At 49.9% G+C, this 13,316-nt stretch carries 11 protein-coding genes; 4 read left to right on the top strand and 7 right to left on the bottom strand.

The window, feature by feature from the left end:
- Positions 1-14: 14 nt before the first annotated feature.
- The 3 genes from K7X24_RS03380 to K7X24_RS03370 form a co-directional block, all read right to left on the bottom strand.
- The gene (locus K7X24_RS03380) at positions 15-1,394 is read right to left on the bottom strand and encodes a carbohydrate porin (protein ID WP_103860836.1); all 1,380 of its coding nucleotides are present in this window, start codon (positions 1,392-1,394) and stop codon (positions 15-17) included.
- Between the two features lie 166 nt (positions 1,395-1,560).
- On the bottom strand, positions 1,561-1,866 hold the full coding sequence (locus K7X24_RS03375; protein WP_138255298.1) for a PTS lactose/cellobiose transporter subunit IIA: 306 nt from the start codon (positions 1,864-1,866) through the stop codon (positions 1,561-1,563).
- Positions 1,867-2,032: 166 nt separating this feature from the next.
- Positions 2,033-3,361 carry a PTS sugar transporter subunit IIC gene (locus tag K7X24_RS03370; protein WP_224552991.1) on the bottom strand — a complete coding sequence of 443 codons (1,329 nt, stop codon included), beginning with the start codon at positions 3,359-3,361 and terminating at the stop codon, positions 2,033-2,035.
- A 460-nt stretch (positions 3,362-3,821) separates the two neighbouring features.
- Between K7X24_RS03370 and K7X24_RS03365 the strand changes: the two genes are divergently transcribed.
- Positions 3,822-4,781, top strand: a complete 960-nt coding sequence (locus K7X24_RS03365) for a LacI family DNA-binding transcriptional regulator (RefSeq protein ID WP_224552989.1) — start codon at positions 3,822-3,824, stop codon at positions 4,779-4,781.
- A 94-nt stretch (positions 4,782-4,875) separates the two neighbouring features.
- On the opposite strand, the gene znuB is transcribed toward K7X24_RS03365, so the two are convergent.
- A complete protein-coding gene (znuB, locus tag K7X24_RS03360; protein WP_224552987.1) occupies positions 4,876-5,661 on the bottom strand; it encodes a zinc ABC transporter permease subunit ZnuB in 786 nt (261 codons plus the stop codon).
- The gene (gene znuC / locus K7X24_RS03355) at positions 5,658-6,416 is read right to left on the bottom strand and encodes a zinc ABC transporter ATP-binding protein ZnuC (protein ID WP_224552986.1); all 759 of its coding nucleotides are present in this window, start codon (positions 6,414-6,416) and stop codon (positions 5,658-5,660) included. The genes znuB and znuC overlap by 4 nt, the downstream gene beginning before the upstream one ends.
- Positions 6,417-6,492: 76 nt before the next feature.
- Here znuC and znuA point away from each other — a divergent pair, with 76 nt between their 5' ends.
- From znuA to lpxM, 3 genes are all read left to right on the top strand, one after another.
- The gene (znuA, locus tag K7X24_RS03350; protein ID WP_224552983.1) at positions 6,493-7,494 is read left to right on the top strand and encodes a zinc ABC transporter substrate-binding protein ZnuA; all 1,002 of its coding nucleotides are present in this window, start codon (positions 6,493-6,495) and stop codon (positions 7,492-7,494) included.
- A 12-nt stretch (positions 7,495-7,506) separates the two neighbouring features.
- Positions 7,507-8,829: a murein DD-endopeptidase MepM gene (mepM, locus tag K7X24_RS03345; protein WP_224552982.1), complete on the top strand. Its 1,323-nt coding sequence runs from the start codon at positions 7,507-7,509 to the stop codon at positions 8,827-8,829.
- A gap of 179 nt (positions 8,830-9,008) precedes the next feature.
- The gene (gene lpxM / locus K7X24_RS03340) at positions 9,009-9,980 is read left to right on the top strand and encodes a lauroyl-Kdo(2)-lipid IV(A) myristoyltransferase (RefSeq protein ID WP_224552980.1); all 972 of its coding nucleotides are present in this window, start codon (positions 9,009-9,011) and stop codon (positions 9,978-9,980) included.
- Positions 9,981-10,237: 257 nt separating this feature from the next.
- Here lpxM and pyk read toward each other — a convergent pair whose 3' ends face one another.
- Together pyk and K7X24_RS03330 are read right to left on the bottom strand one after the other, a co-directional pair.
- Positions 10,238-11,680, bottom strand: a complete 1,443-nt coding sequence (pyk, locus tag K7X24_RS03335; RefSeq protein ID WP_011094029.1) for a pyruvate kinase — start codon at positions 11,678-11,680, stop codon at positions 10,238-10,240.
- A 384-nt stretch (positions 11,681-12,064) separates the two neighbouring features.
- Entirely contained in the window at positions 12,065-12,934 is an 870-nt protein-coding gene (locus K7X24_RS03330) for a MurR/RpiR family transcriptional regulator (RefSeq protein WP_010275858.1), read from the bottom strand.
- Positions 12,935-13,316 lie beyond the last annotated feature (382 nt).

Here is a 13,316-nt window from a genome sequence, read left to right as displayed (position 1 = left end):
CTACGTTTATGTGATTAGAACCAGGCTTCCCACATTGCCCCAACGTTGAACGAATCGAGCTGCGTGTTGACGCCGGTCGTTGTCCGCGCGGTGTGTTTGTTATCGACTTCCCCGCCAGTGACGTAGAAGCGCAGCATCGGTCTGAACTCCGGCCCCATGGCGATCGAGACATTCTGGGAAAGCGTCAGCTTCCACCCTTTGTTATCACCACCCTGACCGTAATCTACATGTTGATAGCCCGCTTCAAGCCAGGTGGAATGCACATCATTCCAGAAATACATCGGGCGAACGATGGCATTGTAGTTACGACGATCGTCCTGACTGGCTGAGTCATTCGAGTAGTCGTGGTAGGCCAGCAGATATTCGACCTGCGTTTGCGGCGTGAATTTGTATTTACCTTCAAAGCTGGCATAGAAGGTTTTCAGGTTGTCCGTTTTGTTGTAAACGCTGTTATCCGCATTGTCCGAGTAGCGAGTGATAAACTGATTGAGGCTATTTTTCCCCGTGTGGCTCAGGACCGCGCCGCCTTGCCAGGCTTTCAGTCGTGCATCGTTATCCACCGCTTTCGAGTCAAAACCGTAGTTCGCGTACAGCGCAAGATCCAACGGCCCCAACTTGATGCCATGTACTTTGGACGTCAGTGCGTAATTACCTTTATCGCCCGTGCCGGAACTGCCGGTACAGCTGATGCGTGAGGGGTTCGCATTATTCGTGATCACTTCGGGGTTACAGGATTCCACGGCAGCAACGGCCGCCACATCGAATTGAATACCACCGAGATCAAAATTCTTTATCCCCGCGCCCTGGCCGTCATGGTTCATCCAGAAGTAGTCGTTAATACCTTGCTGTGGGCGCTGGTGGAAATCACGTCCTGCCCAGAGATAGGCATTTGGCTGGGAAGCAAAAAGGTTGGTAACGCCTGCATAGGCTTTTTTCAGGTTAACTTCGTCACCCCAGTGGTCGATCATCACGACGACATCCCAGATTGCGCCGTTATTACTTTTGAAAGCCTTGGAAAGCTGGAATTCACCGCCATTGCCTTCGTTGCCCAGACGGCCCAGTGCGGAGGCACCGTTATAGGAGCCGTCAACTGCAACATATTTTTGGTCACCGCTCTGGAATTGCGCACCGTAACGCGCATAGCCAGTAAAGTTGATGCCATAAGGTATCGCCATGTCAGGTGTTTTGGGGGCGTCGGGCGTCGTCAGCGGATCGACCTGTTTACTGGCAATCGCGTCTAATTTGGCCTGACGCTCCGCCAGCGCTTTTTCTACGGCCTGAGCAACGATACGATCTAATTGCTCTTGAGTAATCGTTTCTTGTGCGAATGCGGAACCGGAGCAAAGGGCAGCCAGCACCGCCAGCGTAACGGGCAGTTTTTTGGAATTTTTCATCGTCATCTCAACTCGGTAAGTTATTTTCAGACAATAACCATCCCGCTCTGATTGGCGTGAATAATGACACGGCGCTCAGAACAAGGTGATTGTTATTTTTTCAACGGGTACGGCGTAATTAAATGACTGACGTAATCGACCCTCCCTATAAGGGTATTAAAATGAACTATTGCCGCTGATAGAGATGAATAATCTCTTCTGATAATTCGCGGGCGAGCAGTGATGTCATTAAATGGTCTTGAGCATGAACCATAATTAATGTCATCGGCTGTCTGGCTTCTCCCGCATCCTGTTCGATCAGCTTGGTCTGCATATGGTGGGCTTTGCGCGCGTAACCATCGGCTTCCTTCAACAGATTTTTGGCTTCATCAATGTTACCTTTACGCGCAGCATGTAGCGCTTCAAAACACAGACTGCGTGACTGTCCCGCATTGACGATAATTTCCATTACTGCATCTTCTAATGTAATCATCATATGACCTATTTTTATGTGAACGAATATTCGCAGCACGTATTCTTTATGCCGCGTTCTTGAATGTCGTCCGGGTCGATGAAAGCGAATAATAAAAATATTCCGACCCTAAACGCTTTATTTTCTTTCTTCTATTTAATATCTATCGCTGTTTTTATTAATCCCATTAATTACTGCTCACTGTTTTCGTCAGCGAAATATCGCCTTGTATTTTTTGCTCCTCGGTTTTCATTAATGTGCGTTCATAAGCTCGCAGGAACGGCAAATACATCAGCGCGGAAAACACCATGCACAGCAGGCACATGATTAGCGGGCTGAAACTCCAGTTTGCGGCCCACGATGCACCAATGGGGGCCGGTGTGGTCCACGGTGTTAACGACACCACCTGCGCCAGCCATCCCATCTTGGTTGCGGTGTAAGCCAGCACGGCGTTAACCATCGGTACGAAGACAAAAGGGAGGAACAGCATCGGGTTCATAATGATGGGGGCACCGAACATGATCGGCTCGTTGATGTTAAAGAAACTGGGTACGACGCCCATTTTGCCGATGGTCCGCAAATGCGTGACCTTGCTGCGTAACAGCAGAAATGCAAGCGGTAGCGTCGAGCCGACGCCGCCAATCAACAGATAGTGATCCCAAAAACCCTGTAAATAAATATGTGGCAAGACTTCACCGGCTGCCAGCGCAGCCTGATTTACGGCTAGATTGGTCATCCAGAATGGATTCATGATGCCCGTGACAATCAGCGAACCGTGGATCCCCGAGAACCAGAAAAGCTGGCACAGCAGCACAGACAGAAGAATGGCAGGCAGCGAGTCTGAGGCGGAAACCAGCGGTGCTAGCAGGTGCATAATCGCTTCGGGAATGATCATGCCTGTTTGCACTTCAATGAAGAGATTGAGCGGATGCAGCGTTGCGACAATCACCAACACGGGAATGAGGATTTCAAACGAGCGAGCGACCCCCGTCGGGACTTCTTTCGGTAAGCGAATAGTAATGTTGTGTTGTTTCAGCGCCGCATAAACTTGGGTGGCGTAGATGGAGGTCAGCAAAGCGGTGAAGATCCCTTGTCCTGACAGATATTCGGTGGAAATTTTGTCATCGGCGTAAGGCGCGGCGACAAGCAGGAAAGCCATAAACGCCAGCAGGCCCGACATCACGGAATCGAGATTAAGCTGTCTTCCTAGGCTGGCACCCACGCCTACGGAGATGAAAAATGTCATCAAGCCCATGCTGAGTTCGAAAGGCAGCATCAACTGTTCGCGATAGGTAATAGAAAAATCCAGCCAGGTACGGGCAAATCCGACGGTCGTATCGGCGGAAAACGGAGGGAAAATAAACACCAGCATAAACGAGCCGATGATCATAAAAGGTAGCGCGGCGGTAAAACCATCACGGATAGCGATCACATACTTTTGCTGCCCCAAACGCCCTGCAAGCGGGGTAATCGATTGTTCGATAGCGGCAATCATTGATTGATATAAGGAACTCATGTGAACACCTTTTCATGTGTCGCCGTAGCAGCGACAGCTCGTCACCCAGTATGTTATCGCCACGTTGTACGCCGTAACTCATTGTATCTAAAAATCTTACGGGAATGTCGCGTGTGGCAGCCTTTTATAAATGTGATCCTATACCTGTTATTTTTTCTTCCGCTGCGGACCGCATTTTCCGCCAAGCACAATGTAAAAAGTTATTGCTAAGATGATTGGATATCATATGGAAACCGTTTTCCATGCAAAGAAAAGAGAAGTGTGATGACCGTCAAGATGTGATGATTTCTGGCGGTATTAATTAGATTTGCATCACATCTTATTGGCAGAAATACGTATTGGATGTTAAACGGATAATCGGTTTCCATGCTGGATAGAAACGGTTATACTGCGAAGCAATGCAATACGTGGTTGGTGTTCAGGGTTTTGAGTCAGATTTAGCGTTTTTCAGGGGCAAATGATGTCTACAATCAACGATGTATCGCGTTTAGCTGGGGTGTCCAAAGCCACAGTCTCCCGGGTGTTGAGTGGTTCACGCGGCGTAAAGGAAGCTAGCCGTCTTGCAGTGTTAAAAGCGGTTGATGAACTTAAATATCGGCCGAATGTCATCGCCCAATCACTGTTAAGTCAATCAACCGGATGTATTGGTGTCATTTGCGCTCAGGACAACATCAACCAGACGACCGGCTACCTTTATGCGCTGGAAAAACACTTTAGCCGACATCAAAAGCATCTCTTGTTGCGGTTCGCCAGCAGCAGGGCTGAAGTGATGAATGTGCTTGATGAGCTGACCAGTGGCCTGTGTGATGACATTTTAGTCATCGGCGCGCGCTTTCCGCTGAATCTGGCCGATAAGAACATCATTCTGATCGATTGTATGGAAACGGATACCACGAACAGCCTGCAATTCGATCACGCTTTCGCCACGGAAACTGCGTGTAATTACCTGATTCGGCAAGGAAGACGGCAAATTGCGTTGATCAATCCAGCCGCGAGCAGTTCAGCAGAACAGGTGCTGTTAGGGTATAAGCGGGCGCTGGAAAATAACTTCTTACCGTTTAACCGCAACCTGATTTTTATGGATGCGTCTTCATCGTCATCGGTGGCGCTGCAAGTGCTGCTCAATAACAGCACGACGCTGAATTTCAATGCGCTTTTGGTGGCGGATGAGCTGGAAGCCAAACGTGTTATTACGCAGCTTCAGGCGTTTAATAAATCCGTGCCAAAAGACATCATGGTATTCAGTCTGGCAGGGTCTCTCGATATTCCGGGCATTCCGGCGATACCAGCAATCGAATATTCGATGGATGCAGTGGCGGCCAGAATCGTGTCGTGGCTCAACGAGAAAACCCAGGATGTGCTGGGTTCGTATGTCTTGCGGGGTGATTTAATCATTCCAGATATGGCTAACCGGCAATAAACGCGGCTTGTGCCGTCTTCAAGAGCCCTTCTGAATCACGTATTCGGAAGGGCTTTTTACTATTGAGTGTTTGTACTATGAAGTGATTGTTAAGCTAGGCAGGTTGTCGCTTAATCAGGCTGACAATAAAAAGCAGCGATGCGCACAGCACCACCGATGGCCCTGCGGGCGTATTGTAGCCAGCTGAGAACGCTAAACCACCTGTCACGGCAATCATTCCAACAATAATCGCGATACTTGCCATTTGTTCCGGCGTCCGTGCAAAGCGTCTGGCACTGGCAGCTGGAATAATCAGCAGTGATGTAATGATCAGCGCACCCACAAATTTCATGGCGATACCAATCGTTAACGCGGTGGTCAGCATCAGGAGCAGCTTGGTGCGCTGTAGTTTGACGCCATCGACGTGCGCCAGCTCTGGGCTGATCGTCATAGAAAGTAGTGCGCGCCATTGCCAGCACATAATGGCAATCACAACGATAACACCAGCAGCGATGATCCACAGATCCTCTGTCGTGACAGAGAGCAAATCGCCAAACAGGTAAGCCATCAAATCTATGCGCACGTTATTCATCAAGCTGACGACCACTAATCCAAGCGACAGGGCGCTGTGTGCCATGATGCCGAGTAGCGTATCGATAGCCAGATAGGGACGTCGCTCCAGCCAGACGAGACCCAACGCCAGAATGAGCGTCACGGCAATAACGGCAGCAAACAGGTTGATGTTCAGCAGCAGGCCGAAGGCGACGCCGAGTAAAGAGGCGTGTGCCAGCGTGTCACCGAAGTAAGACATCCGTCGCCAGACGACGAATGAACCGAGTGGGCCAGCCGCAATCGCCAGCAACATCCCCGCCAGCCAACCGGGAAACAGCAGTTCTATCATGCGTCGTTTCCACCTTGTCTCTTCAAAATGATACGTCCCTGTAGGTCGTGACGATGATTATGATGATGGCGATAAATTGCCAATTGCTCTGTGCCGCGGTGGCCGAACATCGCTAAAAATTTGGGATGAAGCGAAACCACTTCTGGCGTGCCGGAGCAGCAAACATGTTGATTAAGACAAAGGACTTCATCGGTTTTCGCCATCACCAAATGTAAATCGTGCGACACCATCAGCACGCCGCAGTGGAATTCTTGCCGCAATTGGTTAATGAGATCGTACAGCGCGAGTTGCCCATTGACGTCGACACCCTGCGTCGGCTCATCCAGTACCAGCAGTTGGGGCTGGTTGAGCAGCGCGCGTGCCAGCAGGACTCGCTGGGTTTCGCCACCGGAAAGTTTCTGCATCGGCTGCTCCAGCAGATGTGCAGCCTGAACCCGCTTGAGCGCTGGTAAAATATCCTGCTTTTTCACGCCGGGGCGCAGTTGCATAAAACGGCTGACGGTCAAGGGCAGGGTTGTATCCAGATGCAGTTTCTGCGGAACGTAGCCGATACGCAGCGCTGGATCTCGTACCAGTGAACCGGAGGTGGGGGCAAGTAGCCCTAATACCACGCGCACCAGCGTCGATTTCCCTGCGCCATTCGGCCCGAGCAGCGTCAGAATTCGACCTGCCTGCAAGGTAAGAGAAATATCTGACAGAACCTTGCGGCTGCCAAATGTAACTGAAATATTATTAAGTGATACCAATGTGGACATAGAATTCGGTTTGCATAACCCATGTAACGTTATAATATAACAAACAACACCATAAAAATCGATGGGATCGACTTTCATGCAGCAATCTATTCAGCAAAAAAAATGGTTAAAAAATGTGTTTGTTGCCAGCGCGCTACTCGCAAGCGGGATGTCAATCAGCGCGGCATCCGCTGCGGTCATTACGTCAATTCGTCCTTTAGGATTCATTGCGTCGGCTATTGCCGATGGCGTGACGCCCACTGAGGTTTTGTTACCTGATGGCGCGTCGCCCCACGATTATGCCCTGCGCCCGTCTGATGTCCAGCGTTTACAGTCTGCTGAACTGGTGATTTGGGTCGGGCCGGAAATGGAAGCCTTTCTCGGGAAGCCGTTAGCGAAAGTCTCACCTGAAAAGCAGATTGCGCTTTCCGCGCTGCCAGCGATTAAATCTGAGCTGGAAAAAGAGGCCGGACACGATCATGAGGATGGTCATGAACAGGCGCATGATGACCATGAAAAAGGCCACGATCATAGCCATGCAGTCCATGATGACGGCGATGATGGCCACCATCATGGCGAATATAATATGCACATTTGGCTGTCGCCGGAGATGACAAAACAGGCGGCAATGGCCATTCATGCAAAATTATTGGAACTTATGCCTCAGAATAAGGACAAACTAGACGCGAATCTGCTTTATTTCACGGATAAAATCGGGCAAGCAGATGAAAAAATTGTTAAGATGCTAGCGCCTGTGCAGGGTAAAGGGTATTTCGTGTTCCATGATGCCTATGGTTATTTTGAGAAACACTACGGGTTAAGCCCCTTGGGTTACTTCACGGTTAACCCCGAAATCCAACCCGGAGCACAGCGTTTACATCAAATACGAACACAGTTGGTTGAGCACAAAGCCGTATGCGTTTTTGCTGAACCACAATTCAGGCCAGCCGTTATTAATGCTGTTGCCAAGGGAACCGACGTGCGCTCGGGTGTGCTCGATCCATTGGGAAGCAATATTGCACTGGGTAGAGATAGCTATGCCGATTTCTTGTTGCAGCTATCGAACCAGTATGTGAGCTGTCTGGAGGAAAAATCATGAGGATACGAATAAGTGCAGCAGATAGTCCGAACTATCGCTCTGGCGTATAACAGCTTACCTCGGCCCCATCGCGTCATGCTGGGGTCGCTTACCGTTGTAACATTGGCTGTTGCTGTTTGGCGGCCTTTTGTTTATCCCCACGTCGATGATGCCCCCGTCATCGTGAAAGATATCGACCTGGAAACCAGCCAACTGCGTACGTTGACGCCTGAAGCCAGTGAACCAATAGACCAACCTTCGCCAGATGACGAGATTCCACAAGATGAGCTGGATGATAAGGTTGCCGATGAAGGCGGCGTACATGAGTACGTGGTCTCTACGGGCGATACCTTAAGCAGCATTTTGACGCAGTACGGCATTGATATTGCAGATGTTACTCGGCTTGCTGAACAGAATAAAGATTTGCGGAATCTGAAAATTGGTCAGCAAATTTCGTGGGATTTGGGTGAAAACGGCGACCTGCAAAGTTTGACATGGCAGATGTCTCGTCGTGAAACACGCATTTATGAGCGTGTGGGTACTGATTTCAAAGAACGTATTGAAACGCTGAAAGGCGAGTGGCGTAATAGCGTTCTGAATGGCCGAGTAACGGGCAGTTTTGTCAGTAGTGCGAAAAGCGCCGGTTTGACCAGCACAGAAGTGCGTGAAGTTATCAAGGCGCTTCAATGGCAGTTGGATTTCCGTAAGTTACGCAAAGACGACACTTTTTCTGTTCTGATGTCCCGTGAAATGCTCGATGGTAAAAGTGAGCAGAGTGAGCTGGTCGGTGTTCGTCTGAATACGGGTGGCAAAGACTATTACGCTATTCGTGCAGAAGACGGTAAATTCTACGATCGTGAAGGTTCTGGGTTGACGCGCGGTTTTATGCGTTTCCCGACCATGAAACAATTCCGTATTTCCTCCAACTTTAATCCACGTCGCCTGAATCCAGTGACGGGGCGTGTCGCGCCGCATAAAGGCGTCGACTTTGCCATGCCGGTCGGTTCACCGGTTCTGGCCGTCGGTGATGGAGAAGTCGTGATCGCGAAACGCAGCGGTGCAGCGGGGAACTATGTTGCTATTCGACATGGTCGCCAGTACACCACGCGCTATATGCACTTGCACCGCATTCTGGTGAAGCCAGGGCAGAAAGTGAAACGTGGCGATCGTATCGGATTGTCCGGTAACACAGGGCGTTCAACAGGCCCGCATCTGCACTACGAATTCTGGATCAACCAGCAAGCGGTAAACCCGTTAACGGCTAAGCTGCCACGTTCTGAAGGGCTGACGGGTAAAGAGCGTAGTGATTATCTGGCGCAGGTGAAGGAAGTGGTACCACAGCTTAAGTTTGATTAATAATACTGACTGCATGTTATGCCGGTGGCTTGCTGCCGGCATTTTCATTTATAGCGCATTTTATCGAACACGGGTTCCTGATTTTTTATTATCGAGCAGACGCGTAATTGCTGTCGGTGTTGCTAAACGCCGAGCGGCAATTATGATTATGTTTATTGATTGATCTGAAGAGTTTAGGCATGGAAAAAGAAAAAAAATCGAACGCTGAATTTGTTCCCCAGTTTCAACGCGCCTTTTTTCATCCGCGCTATTGGGGTGTTTGGTTAGGCGTTGGTGTGATGGCGCTCGCTGCCTATATTCCCGCCCGATTAAGAAATCCGGTGCTGGGTGGGTTGGGGCGTTTTGTCGGGAGAATATCAAAAGGCGCCCGCCGCCGTGCCCGTATTAATCTGCTGTATTGCATGCCGGAATTAACGGAAGCACAGCGCGAAGCTATCATCGATGACATGTTTGCGACGGCTCCTCAGTCGATGATCATGATGGTGGAAGTGGGAATTCGTAACCCGAAGAAAATCGAGAAATATGTTCGCTGGCATGGCGAAGACATTCTGGATCGCATTAAAGAACAAGAAAAGAACGTGATCTTTCTGGTTCCGCACGGTTGGGGGGTTGATATCCCTGCGATGCTGCTGACCTCGCGCGGCCAGCGTATGGCGGCCATGTTCCACAACCAGAAGAATGCGCTGGTGGACTACTGGTGGAATCGGTTACGCCGTCGTTTTGGTGGCCGCATCCATGCTCGTAACGATGGTATAAAACCGTTTATCAGCTCCGTGCGCTCTGGATGCTGGGGTTATTACCTGCCCGATCAGGATCATGGCGCTGAGCACAGCGAATTCGTTGACTTTTTTGCGACCTATAAGGCAACGCTGCCTGCCGTCGGACGGCTGATGAAAGTGTGTCGTGCTGATATCGTGCCGCTGTTCCCAGTGTATAATGCTAAAGACGGTTGTCTGGATGTGTTTATTCGCCCGCCGATGGACGATTTGACGGATGCGGATGATGCATATATTGCACGGCGCATGAACGAAGAAGTGGAAGTTCTGGTCAAACCGAATCCTGAACAGTACACCTGGATTCTGAAGTTGTTGAAAACCCGCAAGCCGGGTGAGATTGAACCGTACTGTCGGGATGATTTATACCGCAACTAGCTTATACCCGTCATACTTCAAGCTGCTTGTGCGTTGGCAATACTCGGCTCATTTCTGAGCCTCGCCCTGAAGGGTCGCCGCAAGCGTTGTTCAAAACGCTTACGTTTTGTCACGCAACTCGAATTATTTAGGGTATATACGGTAGATAATCGTGGGCTGACTAGCCGCATAGATAAAAAAGCCGGACGATAAATCGTCCGGCTTTTTGCTGGTATGAACCGTCCACCACTTCAGCAGCGGAGCGGTTATGGCTCTGATTATTCCACGCGCAGGATGCGAATCGTGTTGGTGGTGCCCACGGTACCCATGATGTCACCTTGTGTGACGATGACCAGATCCCCAGACATCAGGAACCCTTTGTCACGCAGCAGGATCACTGCGTCATTAGCGGCAGCAACGCCGTCCGTGTAGCTGTCGAAATGCACGGGGGTAACCCCACGGTACAGTGCGGTCAAGTTCAGCGTGTGCTCATGACGAGACATGGCGAAAATTGGCAGACCGGAACTGATACGGGACATCATCAGGGCGGTACGACCAGATTCCGTCATGGCGATCAGCGCCGTAACCCCTTTCAGATGGTTGGCGGCGTACATGGAAGACATCGCGATGGATTCTTCCGTGTTATCAAACTGCACGTCAAGACGGTGTTTGGAGACGTTGATGCTTGGGATTTTCTCCGCGCCTAAACACACTTTCGCCATGGCAGCGACGGTTTCAGCCGGATATTGGCCTGCGGCGGTTTCCGCTGACAGCATCACGGCATCGGTGCCATCCAGCACGGCGTTGGCAACATCCATCACCTCTGCACGAGTTGGCATCGGGTTGGTGATCATCGATTCCATCATCTGCGTGGCGGTAATGACCGCACGGTTCAACTGACGGGCGCGACGAATCAATTTCTTCTGAATGCCCACCAGCTCTGGGTCGCCGATTTCAACGCCCAGATCGCCCCTTGCTACCATCACCACGTCGGAAGCCAGAATAATGTCATCCATTGCGGCATCTGAGCAGACGGCTTCAGCACGTTCAACTTTTGATACGATCTTGGCGTTACAGCCTGCATCGCGTGCGAGGCGGCGTGCGTAGTTGAGGTCTTCACCGGTACGTGGGAAAGAGACAGCCAGATAGTCGACGCCAATTTTTGCGGCAGTAATAATGTCGGCTTTATCTTTTTCCGTCAGGGCTTCGGCAGACAGACCACCACCGAGTTTGTTGATGCCTTTGTTGTTAGACAGCGGTCCACCAACGGTGACTTCGGTGTAAACCTTGAGGCCCTCAACCTGAAGGACTTTCAGCTGTACGCGGCCGTCATCCAGTAACAGGATGTCGCCAGGCACAACATCGCTTGGCAAGCCTTTGTAATCGATCCCAACTTTTTCTTTATCGCCTTCGCCTTTCGCTAAATTGGCATCAAGCAAGAATTTGTCGCCGATATTCAGGAAAATTTTACCTTCTTTGAAGGTAGAAACGCGAATCTTTGGACCCTGTAGATCGCCAAGAATGGCAACGTGGCGGCCTAATTTAGCCGCAATTTCACGAACTTTATTGGCACGTAATTGATGGTCTTCTGCTGTGCCGTGAGAAAAATTCATGCGTACTACGTTAGCGCCCGCATTGATAATCTTTTCGAGATTATTATCGCGGTCGGTAGCGGGCCCTAGGGTGGTAACAATCTTGGTTCTTCTGAGCCGTCTGGACATGTATAACTCCGTTCACTTGTGAAGCTGCAGTGTTGCGATTAAGCGTCGAATAACGGTGCAAAATGTCACTGTACAACAAAACTATGCCACCTGCGTTATCCGAACATCGTGTTGAGTCTGATTATCATACTGTACAGGTAATCCCCGCCATCTTTCCATGCCTGTAGTCTGTGGCCATATCAAGATGAAACAGGTTGATGATACCGCTCATTTTTCATTACCCGTCATACTTTGAATTTCATTTGCGTTGGCTGCGCTTACTCACCCGAATCACTTACTTGAGTAAACTCATCGGGACTCCCTCGCTTGCCGCCTGCCTGAAACTCGAATTATTTAGGGTATAAAATATAACTAAAAAGCAAAGCACAATGTAAAACTTATCTATCACCTGAAGGGGTTAATCAGCCGCTCGTCTTTATCAAAGCGTGATTCACGCAGGGCCTCTTTGACCCGTTTCAGGTTATCACGAAATTTTTCCCCGCGGCGCAGCGTGAACCCTGTTGCCAGAACGTCGATTAACGTCAACTGAGCAATACGGGACACCATTGGCATATAGACATCGGTATCTTCAGGCACATCAAGCCGCAAGGCCAGCGACGCTTCACGCGCCAGCGGCGTGCCGTCTGAGGTGATGGCGATAACGGTCGCGTCGTTCTCGCGTGCCAGTTGCGCCATTTCGACCAGACTTTTGGTTCTGCCTGTGTGGGAGATTAATACCACGACGTCGCCGTCGCTGGAATTCATGCAACTCATTCGCTGCATGACGATGTCGTCGAAGTAAACGACGGGGATATTGAAGCGGAAAAATTTGTTCATCGCATCATGTGCGACCGCAGCGGAAGCGCCCAAGCCAAAGAACGAGATTTTCTTCGCCTGCGTCAGCAAATCCACGGCGCGGTTGACGGCGGTGACATCCAGACTGGATTTCACCTGCTCCAGGCCAGCCATGGCGGATTCAAAAATTTTACTGGTATAGGCGTCAACGCTGTCATCTTCTTCAACATTACGGTTCACATACGGTGTACCGTTTGCCAGACTTTGCGCCAGATGTAGTTTAAAATCGGGAAAACCTTTAGTTTCAAGGCGGCGACAGAAACGATTAACCGTTGGCTCGCTGACATCGGCCATTTTGGCTAAGGTCGCGATGCTGGAGTGAATGGCTGTCTGTGGCGTGCTCAGGATCACTTCAGCAACTTTTCTTTCTGATTTGCTCAAGAGTTCCAGGTGACTCTGGATTTTTTCCAGCATATTCATACGACAAGGGCCATGTAAGTTTTTTCCAATTTCAACTAAAGGTACAACTGGCATGTATTACGTGAAAAAATGTTACGTGAAAAAATGCACGTCGTGAAAATATACTACGACCCTGTAGTGGTTGGCAGAGGGCAACAGGCTAAGTTGGGTCCTTTTTTTGCCAGAACATGACATGTGTCTAACTTTCAGAAAAGTAATCGGCTGTCAGAAACGACGAAAAATTTCGTTTTAGGGCGAATGCATAAGTGACTTCAGCCACTCTACAGACCGATTTATGCATGGTTTTCAGTCAATACCGACCATTATTTGGCATTTTTATGATGGGTTTACTGGCTGTAGTCAAAAAGAGTACATTATCGCTGTAATAAAATTACAGCATCCT

This window comes from Pectobacterium versatile, assembly GCF_020166435.1.
In the GTDB taxonomy this organism is placed as follows: Bacteria; Pseudomonadota; Gammaproteobacteria; order Enterobacterales; family Enterobacteriaceae; genus Pectobacterium; species Pectobacterium versatile.
Note: the sequence above shows the minus strand (reverse complement) of the source record. Positions and strands in the feature narration are given on the sequence as shown.